Origin of the sequence: Paenibacillus sp. GCM10027627, from assembly GCF_042675505.1 — a bacterium.
Lineage (GTDB): Bacteria > Bacillota > Bacilli > Paenibacillales > Paenibacillaceae > Pristimantibacillus.
This window is the reverse complement of record NZ_JBHTHB010000002.1, coordinates 187,752-202,530: the sequence shown is the minus strand read 5'-3', so window position 1 is coordinate 202,530 and position 14,779 is coordinate 187,752. Positions and strand designations below refer to the sequence as shown.

The following is a 14,779-nucleotide window of genomic DNA, read 5'->3' as shown; positions in this document are numbered from 1 at the left end:
GCCAGTTTTTTAAAAGTACCTATCTTCCGGGTCACCGTTTCGTTCATTCATCTCTGCATCGCCATTGCTGTTTTTGGTCTATGGCTACCTTCTTGAGCAGATGGATAGCAAGCGAAAGCCACTGACCTCAAGGCTTGCTTTCGCAACCCAATATCCAGAGGGGATCTGGGGTGCTCTAGTGGTTTCTGGAACAACTAAATGTTCAAAATGAGGCTCTGCGAGAGCTCTAATGGTTTCTGGAACAACTAAATGCTCAAAATGGGGCTCCGCGAGAGCTCTAGTGGTTTCTGGAACAACTAGATGCTCAAAACGGGGCTCCGCGAGAGCTCTAGTGGTTTCTGGAACAACTAAATGTTCAAAACGGGGCTCCGCGAGAGCTCTAGTGGTTTCTGGAACAACTAAATGTTCAAAAGGAGGCTCCGCGAGAGTTCTAGTGGTTTTTGGCACAACTAAATGTCCAAAAGGAGGCTCTGCGAGAGCTCTAGTGGTTTCTGGAACAACTAAATGTTCAAAACGGGGCTCCGCGAGAGCTCTAGTGGTTTCTGGAACAACTAAATGTTCAAAATGAGGTTCTGCGAGAGCTCTAGTGGTTTCTGGAACAACTAAATGCTCAAAACGGGGCTCCCCGAGAGTTCTAGTGGTTTTTGGCACAACTAAATGTTCAAAATGAGGCTCTGCGAGAGCTCTAGTGGTTTCTGGAACAACTAAATGTTCAAAACGGGGCTCCACGAGAGCTCTAGTGGTTTCTGGAACAACTAAATGTTCAAAATGAGGCTCTGCGAGAGCTCTAGTGGTTTCTGGAACAACTAAATGTTCAAAACGGGGCTCCACGAGAGCTCTAGTGGTTTCTGGAACAACTAAATGTCCAAAATGGGGCTCCGCGGAGCTCTAGTGGTTTCTGGAACAACTAAATGTTCAAAATGAGGCTCCGCGAGAGCTCTAGTGGTTTCTGGAACAACTAAATGTTCAAAATGAGGCTCTGCGAGAGCTCTAATGGTTTCTGGAACAACTAAATGTTCAAAAGGAGGCTCCGCGAGAGTTCTAGTGGTTTTTGGCACAACTAAATGCTCAAAATGGGACTCCGCGAGAGCTCTAGTGGTTTTTGGCACAACTATGGCTACCCTCAGTCATGGTTGTGCTTTTTCTCACCCAAAAGAGGAATTTGCAAGGGGTACCAAGTGACGAGCTAATCCCAAATTTAGAGCCAAAAAGCCTTCAAACCACCTCTATAGGTTTGAAGGCTTCTTTAAATAGGACACGAGGGAATAGAAAAACCAAAAAATGATTTTTGGGACAAACTCTTATTTTTAATTATCTCATAGACTCTTCTTTTTAAGTGTCTATTTATTGTTATTGCAATGGCTACGGTTAGAACTTGCGCTTTCGTCGCTTCTTATGTTTTTCGAATTTTGGGCTAATTAGCATCGTGGAAAATAATGCCCAGGCTATATCTGTTGCCGGAGTGAACGGTGCCAACACCATGTCTAAGCGTTGTCCGATAATACCCTCTTGCGCCTTGAACGGGACGATGTTGGGTTGGAAAGATAAGTCCTTCTCCTTGATTCAAAGCGATGACATGGCCTCTGCTTTGAGCACGCGGTTTTTGCTCGACGAGCAGAAATTCGCCGCCAGTATAATCCTTTTCTCGTTGATTCAGTGTAAACACGACTTGGAAAGGGAAATAAATGTCCCCATAGAGATCCCGGTGCAAACAATTGTAACCGTCCGAGCCATACTTTAGGATTAAAGGCGTAGAACGAGTTTGACCTGCCTGATGACATTGAAGCAAAAAATCAGATAAGGATTCCGGATATTTGGATGGTTGCCCCCATTGTTCTAACCACCGATTGGCTGCTTTGGCAAGCTCGGGATATAATTGATCACGCATTTGCCCAATCGAGGCGGGAAGCGGAGCATTGAAATACTTGTATTCCCCAATCCCGAATCCATACCGTTTCATATCGATCGTGCTGCGATAAAGCTGATCGTCTTCGTAACCGGCTATAAGTGATGAACATACATCGGGATCGATCAACCGGGGCAGCTTCGCATAGCCATTTTCATCAAGCGACTGATGCAAGGCTTGCCAATCCAATTGGGTCATAGACATGTTCCATTCTCCTTGAGCAAACGGGTGTCCCGTTCACTCCTCTGATTGCGATTTGACATGTTCAACAGCCTCCATTGTCATTTGTTTGTGCCATTGGCGATAGCCTTCCGGTGTAGTGCCTGTCATTTTTTTGAATAACGTAATGAAATAGGGCGCATTATTCAAACCAACGAGTTCCCCCACTTCTGGTATCGATTTCTCCGTTTCAATCAAAATTTGTTTAGCGTGATTGATCCGTACATGTTGAATAAACACAGTTGGCGTTACCCCTGCCACCTTCTTGAACGTCCGATGAAGATGATAAGGTGTGCCGTGACTTATTTCCGCGAGATGTTCCAAACTTAAATGATCGCGATAATTTCGAGTGATGTATTCCGTCACCGTTGCGATCCATTCCTCATGAGGCAAGCGCGTTCCGGTAGGCTTGCATCGTTTGCAAGGACGAAATTTCGTTAAGGCTTGCTCCGCTGATTTGTAAGTGCCAACATGCTCCCTTTTTGGAGGTCTGGACTTGCATGAAGGATAGCAAAAAATCCCTGTTGACCTGACTGCGTAAAAAAATTTGCCGTTGTAAGAAGCGTCGTTGTTAATAATGGCTTGCCATTGCTCCTCTGTCGCCGTTTCAGGCTCTTCCGGTTTTTTTCTAGAGCGGAGTATTGGCAAATCTAGCTCTTCATTTATATGGTTACGATGGGTCACGTTCGTTCACCTCTATCTATCAGTATATCCCGCCAAAAAGTGTCTGCGTTTTTTTGAGAACATAACAGCAAGATTGCAAAAGCCGCTTCATTAACGTTTCATGGCTCGAATCATTTCTTTTGCATGTTTGTCGACGCGATAGGATTCCAGCATTTTCTGCAACGCTTTATTGTAAGTCATGTCATCCAAATCGTTGTGATGCAAAAACGTTAGTGTTCGTTCGGGAAATTTTGTATAGGCGATTGAAATGGCCCACGCGACAGCCATTTTGGCATAATAGCCTTCATGACGAATGCGATTTAATAGTTGGAAAACTTTATCCAAATACGCTTCATCTAAATAATAATTAAGCAGCATCACTACACCGAAGCGTATATCGTATTCCTTTTCTGTTTCGAAGTAAGGCAATAGAAAGTCCCACACGCGCTGCTTATTTGAGCGAGTAAATTTTAATCCGGCACAAAAGCTGTCACAAAGGGACCAATTATCAATTTGCGGTACAAATTTTTCTATATAGTGCAATATCTCTTCGACATCGGTATTTACATAACCAATAATCATCCCCTGCAGCATGACTTCCTCAAAATAATCATTGATAGAGGGATCCAGATAAGCACGCCAATCGTCTTTGGCTATCTCTTTTGCCAGCTTTCGAAGCACGGGTAAACGAACTCCAAGCATATTATCGATATTTGGAATTAAAGCCGCGGAAAACGTTTTATAATTTTCATCTGCGAGTGCATGTAATTGTTCTCTGATCGATTTTTCCACGTATTCTCCTTTATAATTAACTGAATTTTAGTAAGGTTGATCGTAAGAATGCACTTTCCTAATGAAGCGGAGCCATTCTGCGATAATTTCTCGTTCATAATTTCAAGTATATTAATGTCGTTTGCTGAATGCACGATTTTGGAGATATAAGAGCAATATAACAAAATGGATCGAGATTATGGCTTGCTGGATGCACAAATTTGGAGAGAGGGAAGGGGATTTCACGGACCAATACTATGACGGTACATGCAAAAAAGCTCCCGAACTGTCGCAAGGACAAATTCGAGAGCTTGATATTTGTTAAGTTGGTGCGGTCGAGAGGACTCGAACCTCCACGGCTGTTACACCACTAGAACCTGAATCTAGCGCGTCTGCCAATTCCGCCACGACCGCACATCGAAGTGACGTTTCCTATAGTAGCATGCTGGGGACGCCAAGTCAAACGATCGGTTAAAGTTTTAATTTTCAGCCTATTTAACCCTCATAATATTGTCATTGTTTGGGAATAGTACTTGTGAATTCAAGAGGGAAAGCCTCGATTTCATTAGGAAATGGGTGTGAAAACAACGCTATGTTTAAGTTCACGAATGGTAAAATGCGACTCAAACCAGCCATCTTTGTTTTGTTTGCAATTGCTCTCTGGCTGGCTGGATCAATAGCGGCGCATGCCGAAGGTTCGGGGCGCACGCTTGCCATTGTCATCGACGATTTTGGCAACGGAATGACGGGAACGGAGGAAATGCTTAAGCTGCCGGTTCCCTTTACCGTGGCGGTTATGCCCTTTATGCCAACAACAAAAGAGGATGCCGAGGCGGCTTATCGGCTCGGTCACGATGTCATCGTCCATATGCCAATGGAGCCGAATAAAGGTTTGAAAAAATGGCTGGGGCCGGGAGCGCTGACCGCCGACCTGAGCGACGAAGAAATTCGGAAGCGAGTGGAAGCGGCCATCGACAACGTCCCGCATGCTATAGGGATGAATAATCATATGGGCTCCAAAATAACGGCGGACTCCCGAATTATGCGGATCGTGTTGACCGTGTGCAAAGAACGCGGCTTGTTTTATCTCGACAGCCGGACGACTCCACATTCAGTAGTTGCTGAGGTGTCGGCTGAAGTTGGCGTGCCGGCTCTTTACAACAATGTATTTTTAGACGATGTGTACACCGAACAGCATATTTCCAAACAAGTGGGGCTATTGCGCAAACATTTGGAAAAACACGAAAGCTGTATTACGATCGGCCATGTCGGGCCGCCCGGACTTAAGACGTCATCGGTGCTGAAGCAATCGATACCGGGGATGCAATCGGTGGCGAGCTTCGTCAAGCTGTCCGATATGGTGCGGTCATCAGCGGGCGATCCATTTATACTGCCGAATCCCTGAGGCAATCGCCCTGGCGATTTCGGTTTGCGAGGCCGGGTCGGTCAACATGGCCCGGTCATTTTCGTTGCTGATAAAACCCATTTCCACAATGACGGACGGTTCATCAACTCGTCTCAGCAAATAAAAAGGATTTCCAAGTCTCGGAAGCGCAAACGTATGCTGCTGCTGATTAAGGGCGTCTTGCAAGCAGAGCGCCAGCAGTGCGCTCTCTCCGGTATTTTGATGAAGGACAAGCGGCCCTCTTCTTGAGCTGTTTTTACCCCAGTTCACATGAAGGCTGACGAGCAGCTCGCTATTGATTTCTTCGGTAAGCTGGCCCCGCTGGGACAAGTCTTTGCGATGCCTCGATTTGGTTGCATGCCATCTGTTCTCTTCACTAAGCGCATAATCGCCTGTCCGGTTCATAACAGCCGGAATGCCGTAGCTTCTAAGCAATAAATAAAGCTTTCCGGCAATGGCCAGATTGATATCTTTCTCCAAAATCGTTCCATGCGTTGCTCCACCATCAATACCGCCGTGGCCTACGTCAATAATGACGGTTGTATGAGGGAGCGTCCAATTATGATCTTCTTCGTAGTAACCCTTTTGCCCAAATTGCTGGTCATGTGCGCTTTGTCGATTTATGCCTGAAGCCGAAGACTCTATAGCGGGCGAAGCTGCCGCAATTGTCGGCGCTGCCATCACTTCCGAAGCATTGCCAGAGCCTGTCGATGCCGACAGCACTAAAACCAGCATGGATGCAAACACATATCGTTTCAATAAAACCATAACCGCATCCTCCCGCAAAATAGTTGTTCGCCGAACTGCCAGCTTCCGTTAGCGTGGCTGTTTAGAGGAAAACTCATGCATGGTTACAGGCAAAAACATTGGGGAATGCTTATTGTACACAAGAAAAAACGGAGGTGTTCGGCAATGGCCGGAGGAAACGATTTGGTGAAATATATGACGGAGCAGCTTGTGCAATATATGGAAACCCCTTCTGAAATTCGGAAGAAGGCGCGCACGTCGGCCAAAGCCGCAAGGGAGCCTTGGCTGACGCGCTGGTTTGGATGGGGACCGGCAAGCTTTTTAATGTGGTGGAGAGGCAGAGGACGTACAACGCGTCAACGGTAAAACCGGCCCATTTCGACCAGCAGCTCAATGGGGATATAGCGGCGATCGGCGTTGTCCTCATCGGTATCCAGAGCTAGAAACAGCTCGCCGCTATCCCATTTGTCATACCCGACAACCGACCAAACTTGGGTCAAAGTGCCGCCGAAGCTGTCTACGGTGTAACGGATTTCTTTTTTGGATGAGATGGCTTGCAAAAGGGATGAATAATCGCCATTTTTAATAGATAAAGCGGGCTTAGTCAACCAAGGCATGCGTCCGTATGGATGGAATGAGGGTATCGTTTTGGATTGCAACAAACCGGCATGGAGGGAAGCGACTCCATGCTTATTTGCGCGAGGTTTGCCGCTAATAAGCCGGTTCCAATCGGGGGGCAAACCCTCCCCAGAATAGGCATCGGTATAAGTGACGCTTTTTTTGGATTCGATTTTCCAAGCGGCTTGCAAAGGATTCAAGTAGATGCGCTCGGCGCGGCTTGAGTCTTGTATCAGTTGAAGCTGCAGCAGGGACAGCTGCAGCGATTGTTCGTTGAACAAAGGATAGGCGCCAGTGCCGTATTCGCCCAAACGGTAGCCTCCGTCTTCTGCCGCATGAACGATTAAATAGCCGACGATCTTATCCCGCTGCTTAAGGAGAACAAGCCAGCTATGCGTTCCTGGTCCGAGCGGGGAGAGAGAAAGGTTAGCGGCTTTCCATTCCGCATAGGTGGATGAAGAGGATAGCTCGTCCACCCATAGTTTAGCTTGCCGCTCTACTTCGGACACGGCGGCTTCCACTTTGTCAGCTGCGGCATCTTGTACGGTTTTATCTTTCCGGGCTGTTTCTTCACTGTATGGCTTTGCTGCCGAGCTTGCATACGCCTCGTTTTGATGGGAGGCTGAACCGGCCCAAATGATAAGAGCGGCCAGCCCTGCTTTTACCCATATTCCCGTTCTCGAATTAAACATAAGCAATCACCTCAAAACAAGTGTAGCGGAGGGGCGGCAAAAAGGCTGTTGTTCCATGTCGCAAAGCATCCGTAGGACAAGCGCCTTTTTTGCCGTAAAGATGATTTTTTCGTCTAATGGTCTTCAATCGATGCCCTCTAGATGGAAAATGCCGCAATTAATGGCGGAAGCCGTCACACGAGGCTCGTATTGCCATCTGATTTCTTCTTTTCTTTGTTGATATTGCTCTTCAATGGCAGGTTTGTTTTCATCCGTGGCATGCTCCAGCAGCGGCGAGTAATATTGCTCTACCCGCTCAAGCTCATCTTGCAGCCTAGCAGCAGCTTCTTTGGCCCAACCGTAATCGTAGTTTTTAAGCTTGCGTTCCAAGGTGCTCTCCACGATGGTTTGCGCTTTTGCATACGATATGCCGTTTTTGGTCAAATGAATGTTGGAAGGCAGTCTTGGTGTCAGCTTCATAGCGAGCAGCCGGTCAAAAAAGCCGTCCACGCAATGTCCCGTTACAAGCGAAACGCCAAAGCTGAACAGTTCCTCCCGCTTCCGGTCGCATGCGAACTCCACTTTCATATTAACGCCGAGCCAGGCGGTGTAAGGGGTGGAGGCAAACGGATTGCTGCCGCGCTTATCCGGCTCTTGAAACAAATTGACAAATCCGCCTCTCGATTTGGCCGCACCAAACAGCTGATCCAGCTTGCGCGAGCCGAAGTATAAATCCTCTCTTGGAATTCGCGGCGCCTGGATGGAGCTGTTGATAAAACCGAAGGATCTGGAAAGCGCGGCATCGGCTGCCGCGGCTTGTCCGTCCTGCGGCACAGCGGCGGCTTGATTCAGACTGATCTCGTATTTCTCTTTGTCCGTTACGAGCAGATACGTCATCGTTTCCGGCTCCGTGCCGGCCCGGTCGACAAAGCTCCAATAGTAGGGCCGATTCGTCAGCTCCCTGTCTGCATCGGGCGATAATTTAACGGTAATATGGGCAGGAGACTTTTCCAAAATGGAGCATTCCGTCGCCTCCAAATATCGGCTTACATATTTATGCACTTGTTTCTCGTTCATGGTTTGTTCACCTCAACGGAATGGCCTAACCGATCCATCTTGACGAGAAGATCGGGCGCTGCGGAATAAGCGTTTGGTCCGTGCGATTGAACTGCGCTCCGGGCTTCGCTTAAGGAGCTGCCAAGGCGGCCGAGCTGCTGCTGCAAATCCTGTTCGCTGCCGGACTCCAGCATGGCGCGGGCAAGATGTTTCTCGAGCGATTCGCCGCCCTCGAATTTTTCCAAAATATGATCCAGCTCGCCGATGACCAGCTCAAACAAGTTGATTTTTTCATGAAGCAAATTAACGATATGCTCCTCAATCGTTCCAAGCGTGCACAGGTTGTAAATACGCACATCCTCCGTTTGTCCCAGCCGGTGAACGCGGCCAATCCGCTGCTCGACCCGCATTGGGTTCCACGGCAAATCAAAGTTGATCATATGGTGGCAAAATTGCAGATTAATGCCTTCGCCGCCCGCTTCCGTTGCGATCAGCACTTGCGCTCGTCCCCGGAACAGGTCCATCATCCAATCCTTTTTGCCGCGATTCATGCCGCCTCGATAGGGAACCGCTACAATATTGTGCGAACGGAAAAACTGCAGCAAATATTCTTGCGTAGCCCGATACTCGGTAAAGATGATGACTTTATCATCCATCTCGCGAATAAGCTCCATCGCTTTTTCGGCTTTCGTGTTCGCTTTGATGCCTTTAATTTTTTCGACGAGCCCCCAAATTTTCGCGCGGATGGGGGAATCCTCCTCTGTTTTTTTGAACAGATTGATCAGCGTCAAAAATACGGCGTCCCTGCTGCTGCAAACTTCCCGCTGCAGCGTAACGAGCGACAGCATGCTGCTGAAATCGCCGCCGCTTTCGTCGTACCGCTCCTTTACAAAGCCGGTAACGGCATCGTAAAGAGCTTTTTCCTCAGGCGACAGCGATAGGGGAATGTTTTTTACAAATCGTTTTGTAAAATGGATGCCGCCGTCCCCTCTGCGATTGCGAATCATAATAGTCGAGAGAGCCTCTTGCAGCTGGTCCTCGTTTTTCGGCAGCCGCTTGTCGACGACGAAGTTGGCCGCAAAGTCGCTTTGTCCGCCAAGCTGTCCCGGCTTGAGAAGCGTGATGAGGTTGTACAGCTCGTCTAGATCGTTTTGGATGGGAGTAGCCGTCAGCAGCAGGCAATATTTTTTGCGCAGCTGGGTGGCGAATTGATAGTTTGTCGTTTTTTTGTTTTTCAGCTTATGAGCCTCGTCGATAATGATCAGATCATAGTCCGTCCCAAGCACCCGTTCCCGGTGAGGATCGCGCTTGGCGGTATCTATGGAAGCGACGACGACATCGTAGCCCCATGTATATTCCTTTTTTTGCGCGACGGCGGAAATGCCGAATTTTTGATTCAGCTCGCGTACCCATTGCAAAACGAGGGAGGCCGGCACAAGAATAAGAGCCCGTTTCACAAGCCCTCTTATCATATATTCTTTCAGGACGAGTCCCGCTTCTATCGTTTTGCCAAGGCCAACCTCATCGGCGAGAATAGCTCTGCCGCCCATCTCATGCAGCACTTTGCTTGCGGTACTGATCTGATGGGGCATCGGTTCGATGGCGGGGAGCGTTTTGAGGCATTGCAATTGCTCGAAGCTTTCCACTCGCTTCGCTTCCTCCGCTTCCATCACGAGCTGATAGAGCGTCCAGTCGTCCCACGGACCGCCCCGGGACATTCGGTGCTGAAGCTCCTCGAACCAGGAGCGGTCGATTTGCAGATCGACATGAGGGTGAAGCTTGCGCAGGGCGAAAGGGGTTTCGGCAGCGGCTTGCGGCGTTTTGTCTCCTGTCATAAGTACGCTCCTTCCGGAAAAAAGGGATATGTTGTCATTAGTATTGCCCTATTGAACAATAATAATAAGATCGGACTTTACTACATATTAATAACTATATGTGGTGTGATATAATTTATATCAATACAATATATTGATTTCTATAATGAACTAGTGCAGCGGTTTCGAACCGTACAGCTGAAGTAGTTGAGGATATAAGCAGCGTAAATCCATAAGAGGAGGAAGGTAGAAATGAAGAGACTGGAGGGTTTAAGCGAAAAAATATTTTTGGACCGATACGCAAGGAAACATGCGGACGGAAGCCGGGTAAAAGCTGGAGATGTCGTTCTTGCTCTCGTAAAGGATGATGCCAAATTTCCGGTCAAAGAAACGGGGGAAGTGCTGTTCAGAGACGGAGAAGATGTCGAGGTTCGTCTTGCGAACGGAGAGGTAATCCGGACGACGATTCATCGCCTCACTCATCCCATTGAGCGGACGCCGGAGGCGATGTGGGATCGGCTGGCAGCGGCGATGTCGTCGGTGGAGGAGCGGCCGGCAAAAAGAGTGGAGTGGGAGCGGAAGTTTAGGACGATTTTGGACGATTGGAAGCTTGTGCCCGGGGGAAGAATCGCGGCTGGCGCCGGGGCTAGCGACGAATTGACTTTGTTCAACTGTTACGTTGTTCCTTCGCCGCATGATAGCCGGGGCGGCATTATGAAAACGTTAAAAGATATGACGGAAATTATGGCACGCGGCGGAGGCGTGGGCATGAATTTATCTTCGCTGCGTCCGCGCCGGGCAGTCGTTGCGGGCGTTAACGGTTCATCGAGCGGCTCCGTCTCGTGGGGCGGATTGTTCAGCTACGCTACCGGGTTGATTGAGCAAGGCGGCAGCAGGCGCGGAGCTTTAATGCTTATGCTGAACGACTGGCATCCCGACATTATGGAGTTTATTACGGTGAAGGAGAAGATGGGGGAAGTGACGAATGCCAACCTGTCGCTTTGCATTAGCGATGCCTTCATGGATGCCGTAAAGCGGGATTCGGATTGGGAGCTCGTATTCCCGAATACCAAAGATGCAGAGTATGACGAGCTTTGGACGGGCGACCTGAAAGGATGGAAGGCGCTTGGCAAAGAGGTTATTACTTACAAAACGGTAAAAGCAAAGGATATTTGGCATAGCATTATCGAATCGGCATGGAAATCTGCTGAGCCGGGCGTCGTGTTTATGGAGCGGTACAATACGATGTCGAACAGCTGGTATTTCAACCCTATCGTCTCGACCAATCCTTGCGGGGAGCAAGGGTTGCCGGGATGGGGCGTATGCAATTTGGCCGCTGTAAACTTATCTAAGTTTTACGATGCCGGGAGGAAGGAGGTTAATTGGAAGGAGCTTGGCGAGACGACCCGCTGGTCCGTTCGGTTCCTGGACAATGTCATTGACAAAACGCCGTATCATTTCCGCGAAAATGAAGAAAACCAGAAGCGCGAGAGGCGGATCGGCCTTGGCACAATGGGGCTCGCCGAACTAATGATCAAGCTCGGCATCCGGTACGGCAGCGAGGAGTCGCTTACCTTTTTGGATAAGCTGTACGGATTTATGGCGAAGGAAGCTTATTTGGCATCGGCCACGCTCGCTTCGGAGAAAGGTTCGTTCCCAGCGTTTGACCGGGAGAAATATGTGCAAAGCGGTTTTATGAAGGAGCTGCTGTCCGTTTATCCCGAGGTGGGGGAAGCGATTCGCAAATACGGCATGCGCAACGTCACGGTTATTACTCAAGCTCCAACGGGCAGCACGGGAACGATGGTGGGCACATCGACGGGCATTGAGCCTTACTTTGCTTTTGAATATTATCGTCAAAGCCGGCTTGGCTTCGACAAACAGCTCGTTCCCGTGGCGCAGCAGTGGAAGGACGCGCATCCCGGCGAGGAGCTTCCGGATTATTTTGTATCCGCCATGCAGTTGTCGGCGGAAAATCATATCCGTACACAGGCGGCTATTCAGCGCTGGGTCGACAGCTCCATTTCGAAAACGGCCAATTGTCCTGCCGATTTTACGGTGGAGGATACAAAGCGGCTATATGAGCTGGCTTATGACTTAGGCTGCAAAGGAGTGACGATCTACCGGGACGGAAGCCGGGACGTTCAAGTGTTGTCGGCGGCGGAGCCGGAGAGCGGAGGAAGCGATGCGGGTCAAGAGGTTGGCGGGGCGGAGTCGGGGGGCGGTAAAAGAGATGCGGGTCATGAGGCTGGCGGGGCGGAACAAGGGGGCGGCGAGCCGATTGATGGGTTAGCTGGCCAATCATTTGCGCTTGAGACGCGGAAGGATGCCGCTTTTGCAACGAATGAGCAATCGGAACTGGCAGAGAATGAACTTTCAGAATTAGCGATAGTGCAATCTCGTTCGCCTATTGCGGGTGAATCCTCCGACAAGCCGTACAAAAAACGGCCGCCTGTACTCCGCGGAGCGACGTATAAAATCAACACGCCGTTTGGCATGGCTTACATTACCATTAATGATCTGGATGGGGCGCCTGCGGAAATTTTTCTGAACGTCGGCAAAGCCGGCTCCGATGTATTTGCGATGGCGGAGGCTCTTGGCCGAGTGTGCTCCTTGTTTTTGCGATATGGCGATCACGGGGACAAAGTGTCCCTCCTTATTAAGCATTTAAAAGGAATCGGCGGGTCGGGAGCGATCGGCTTTGGGGCCAATCGGGTCGAGTCTATCGCGGATGCGGTGGCGAAGGCGCTTGAACTCCATGGTGGCGAAGAAGAGGAAGAGATCGTTGTTGCAGGGAGCCGTACGGCTGAGCGGGACTTGGATAAGGGGTTTGGCGAGGTGGACAAAGCTGTTTATTCAGAAGTTAGATCACCTACTGGAGTTGTAGATGAAATCGACCTTTGCCCATCTTGCGGCTCAGCCTCCCTTATAAATACGGAAGGCTGCAAACATTGCTCGAATTGCGGCTTTAGCAAATGTTAGGATGTCATATGAATCAAAGAAAGCACCCGCATCAACTGCCGGGTGCTTTCCGCTGTCTACGGATATTCAGTCAATCCAATTAATTAGTAAGAGACTGCTGGTATTGAGACCAAAGCGTGCTCACGCTAACTCCAGTAATGAGTTGGAACTGGCTTTCTTTGAGCGCTAAAATTTGAGTCTCGTTGAGACCGTAAGTATCCAGGTAGGTTGCATTCAATTGACGGATGAAGCCGGGATGCTTGGAATCTTCGATCCAGCGAATGAAGTTTGCCGTCCCGGTATTATACCAATTGCCGCCTGTGGACACGTTGTATCGATTGTGGTAGCCTGCTGCATACCGCAAGCTGTCTGTAACGGCTTCGATATCAAAGTTGCTGTATTGATAGGCATGTCCTAGCTCATGATAGAGCATTCCAATGATTTCATCACGAATGGTGTAGTGAAAGTTTGGATTGGCAGCTATTTGCTCAAGACGAGCGGAATTGAAAAATATCGTCATTTGCTCTTCATCGCCGCCAACTGAAGCTGCAGGTCCCTCAGGCCCAAACGTAACTAAAAATTTCTTTGTTTCGTGAGGCGCGTCTGTCGGTTTGTTATATAGCAGTTCATATACCTTGCGAAGAATGGCCAAAATGTCCTGTTCGGCATTTGGAAGAGCTTGGTCGAAAATAGCGGAGTTTGGACCGCGCTGTATTTCAATCGCAGGATTCAGCGCATGCCACAGATCGTTCGTGCGGGAAAACTCTACCTCGCTCAGTTGAACAGACCAACCGGTAGGATTTGAAACATTGTTCAGCTTGTAATAACGATAAGCGGTTGTATTGCTGTTCAACAAATAATGCTTGCGTTGATGACGCAATTTAAATTCTTGATTGCTTTTGGAATCGAGCGTCGTCCAATTGACATTGTCGTTGGAGCCTTGCAAAACCCAGCTCTTTGGATCGCCTTCCGAAGATTTATTATAGTTGGTTGCAGACGTTAGCGCATAACCATCGATGGTTACGGATTCGCCAAAATCGAACTGCAGCGTAGCCGTATTGTTATAAGTGATCCATTTCGTCGTGCTGTTGCCGTCTACTAAATTAGCAGGGTTTTCACCGCCGGCTGCCGTTACGGTTGGCTTGATCGTTTTGAACGTTTGAATCTCATTGCCGAACAGCTTAATTTCGGCTAACTGTATAATACCGCCGTCTTGGTATTGGTTAGCAAAGTTATCGAACTTTACATACTTGAACGGGGTTGAATTGGTAAAGGTGTAATTATTCGTTTGATGGCGCTTGGCAAAAGTTTGATTTTGTCTGCTGTCGAGAACCGTCCAGTTGATGCCGTCGTTTGAGCCTTGTAGAGACCAGTTTTTCGGATCGCGATAAGGCGCGTCTTCGGCGGAAGTAATGGAATACGAGGTGATGACTTTTGCCGTAGGAAGCTCATATTGCAGCCATGCCGGGCTGTTGAACGTGAGCCATTTGGTCCAAGTGGATTTGTCGAACGCCTTCGCTCTTCCTTGATGAGTACCATACTCGCCGCTGGCCGTCACCGTGCCGCCTACCGCCAAATTAACAGGCAGAATCGTCGTTGTCGATTGCGCTGCTTCCGCTGCCGGAAGAATAGGAGTGCTGCTCAAACCTAAACCGATTGCTGTTGCCAAAATGAGAACTTTTACTTTTTTCATGCTTGGTTTCTCTCCCTCTCTTTATACTAATGCGTGATTGTAATACTTAATACAGGTTGTCCACCAATCTCCTTTCTTGGAAAATCAATACTTTACCCGAAAAATCATAACATATTAAACCAAGTAACATAGTTACATATTTGTTAATATAATGTTACAGGAATATAAAAATATGGATACAAAAGTGTTCGCTTCCGTAAAAGAAGGTCATTTTACTAAAGGTATGTTCTGTTCATTTCTATATCTCTATCCCTA

General features: G+C 48.6%; 12 protein-coding genes and 1 tRNA gene. 3 read left to right on the top strand and 10 right to left on the bottom strand.

Annotated features, from left to right (window positions below):
* Positions 1-84: 84 nt before the first annotated feature.
* From ACFQZE_RS08955 to ACFQZE_RS08935, 5 genes are all read right to left on the bottom strand, one after another.
* Positions 85-831, bottom strand: coding sequence for a hypothetical protein (locus tag ACFQZE_RS08955; RefSeq protein ID WP_379355934.1), 747 nt, complete (start codon positions 829-831; stop codon positions 85-87).
* A 583-nt stretch (positions 832-1,414) separates the two neighbouring features.
* Positions 1,415-2,110 (bottom strand): 2OG-Fe(II) oxygenase, encoded by a 696-nt coding sequence (locus ACFQZE_RS08950; RefSeq protein ID WP_379355932.1) that lies wholly within the window; start codon positions 2,108-2,110, stop codon positions 1,415-1,417.
* Positions 2,111-2,143: 33 nt separating this feature from the next.
* Positions 2,144-2,773, bottom strand: coding sequence for a bifunctional transcriptional activator/DNA repair enzyme AdaA (locus tag ACFQZE_RS08945; protein WP_379356988.1), 630 nt, complete (start codon positions 2,771-2,773; stop codon positions 2,144-2,146).
* Positions 2,774-2,899: 126 nt separating this feature from the next.
* Positions 2,900-3,580, bottom strand: a complete 681-nt coding sequence (locus tag ACFQZE_RS08940; RefSeq protein WP_379355930.1) for a DNA alkylation repair protein — start codon at positions 3,578-3,580, stop codon at positions 2,900-2,902.
* A gap of 306 nt (positions 3,581-3,886) precedes the next feature.
* Positions 3,887-3,973, bottom strand: a tRNA-Leu gene (locus ACFQZE_RS08935).
* Positions 3,974-4,151: 178 nt separating this feature from the next.
* Between ACFQZE_RS08935 and ACFQZE_RS08930 the strand changes: the two genes are divergently transcribed.
* Positions 4,152-4,964, top strand: a complete 813-nt coding sequence (locus tag ACFQZE_RS08930) for a divergent polysaccharide deacetylase family protein (RefSeq protein WP_379355928.1) — start codon at positions 4,152-4,154, stop codon at positions 4,962-4,964.
* Here ACFQZE_RS08930 and ACFQZE_RS08925 read toward each other — a convergent pair.
* Positions 4,929-5,732, bottom strand: coding sequence for an N-acetylmuramoyl-L-alanine amidase family protein (locus ACFQZE_RS08925; RefSeq protein ID WP_379355926.1), 804 nt, complete (start codon positions 5,730-5,732; stop codon positions 4,929-4,931). The genes ACFQZE_RS08930 and ACFQZE_RS08925 overlap by 36 nt on opposite strands.
* A 144-nt stretch (positions 5,733-5,876) precedes the next feature.
* On the opposite strand from ACFQZE_RS08925, the gene ACFQZE_RS08920 reads away from it, so the two are divergent.
* Positions 5,877-6,077 carry a YqzE family protein gene (locus ACFQZE_RS08920; protein WP_379355924.1) on the top strand — a complete coding sequence of 67 codons (201 nt, stop codon included), beginning with the start codon at positions 5,877-5,879 and terminating at the stop codon, positions 6,075-6,077.
* On the opposite strand, the gene ACFQZE_RS08915 is transcribed toward ACFQZE_RS08920, so the two are convergent.
* The 3 genes from ACFQZE_RS08915 to ACFQZE_RS08905 form a co-directional block, all read right to left on the bottom strand.
* Positions 6,068-7,021, bottom strand: a complete 954-nt coding sequence (locus ACFQZE_RS08915) for a hypothetical protein (RefSeq protein WP_379355922.1) — start codon at positions 7,019-7,021, stop codon at positions 6,068-6,070. The two genes, ACFQZE_RS08920 and ACFQZE_RS08915, sit on opposite strands and share 10 nt — an antisense overlap.
* 123 nt (positions 7,022-7,144) lie before the next feature.
* Positions 7,145-8,077: a YqhG family protein gene (locus ACFQZE_RS08910; RefSeq protein WP_379355920.1), complete on the bottom strand. Its 933-nt coding sequence runs from the start codon at positions 8,075-8,077 to the stop codon at positions 7,145-7,147.
* Positions 8,074-9,891, bottom strand: coding sequence for a DEAD/DEAH box helicase (locus ACFQZE_RS08905; protein ID WP_379355918.1), 1,818 nt, complete (start codon positions 9,889-9,891; stop codon positions 8,074-8,076). Before ACFQZE_RS08905 ends, ACFQZE_RS08910 begins: the two co-directional genes overlap by 4 nt.
* Before the next feature lie 231 nt (positions 9,892-10,122).
* On the opposite strand from ACFQZE_RS08905, the gene ACFQZE_RS08900 reads away from it, so the two are divergent.
* Positions 10,123-12,852 carry an adenosylcobalamin-dependent ribonucleoside-diphosphate reductase gene (locus tag ACFQZE_RS08900; RefSeq protein WP_379355916.1) on the top strand — a complete coding sequence of 910 codons (2,730 nt, stop codon included), beginning with the start codon at positions 10,123-10,125 and terminating at the stop codon, positions 12,850-12,852.
* Between the two features lie 79 nt (positions 12,853-12,931).
* On the opposite strand, the gene ACFQZE_RS08895 is transcribed toward ACFQZE_RS08900, so the two are convergent.
* Positions 12,932-14,524 carry a discoidin domain-containing protein gene (locus ACFQZE_RS08895; RefSeq protein WP_379355914.1) on the bottom strand — a complete coding sequence of 531 codons (1,593 nt, stop codon included), beginning with the start codon at positions 14,522-14,524 and terminating at the stop codon, positions 12,932-12,934.
* Between the last annotated feature and the right edge of the window lie 255 nt (positions 14,525-14,779).

Excerpts from the sequence above, each read along its gene's own strand:
- ACFQZE_RS08930 (WP_379355928.1), top strand. The coding sequence starts at position 4,152 with ATGTTTAAGTTCACGAATGGTAAAATGCGACTCAAACCAGCCATCTTT.
- ACFQZE_RS08900 (WP_379355916.1), top strand. The coding sequence starts at position 10,123 with ATGAAGAGACTGGAGGGTTTAAGCGAAAAAATATTTTTGGACCGATAC.
- ACFQZE_RS08915 (WP_379355922.1), bottom strand. The coding sequence starts at position 7,021 with ATGTTTAATTCGAGAACGGGAATATGGGTAAAAGCAGGGCTGGCCGCT.
- ACFQZE_RS08925 (WP_379355926.1), bottom strand. The coding sequence starts at position 5,732 with ATGGTTTTATTGAAACGATATGTGTTTGCATCCATGCTGGTTTTAGTG.
- ACFQZE_RS08950 (WP_379355932.1), bottom strand. The coding sequence starts at position 2,110 with ATGTCTATGACCCAATTGGATTGGCAAGCCTTGCATCAGTCGCTTGAT.
- ACFQZE_RS08910 (WP_379355920.1), bottom strand. The coding sequence starts at position 8,077 with ATGAACGAGAAACAAGTGCATAAATATGTAAGCCGATATTTGGAGGCG.
- ACFQZE_RS08905 (WP_379355918.1), bottom strand. The coding sequence starts at position 9,891 with ATGACAGGAGACAAAACGCCGCAAGCCGCTGCCGAAACCCCTTTCGCC.
- ACFQZE_RS08895 (WP_379355914.1), bottom strand. The coding sequence starts at position 14,524 with ATGAAAAAAGTAAAAGTTCTCATTTTGGCAACAGCAATCGGTTTAGGT.
- ACFQZE_RS08920 (WP_379355924.1), top strand. The coding sequence starts at position 5,877 with ATGGCCGGAGGAAACGATTTGGTGAAATATATGACGGAGCAGCTTGTG.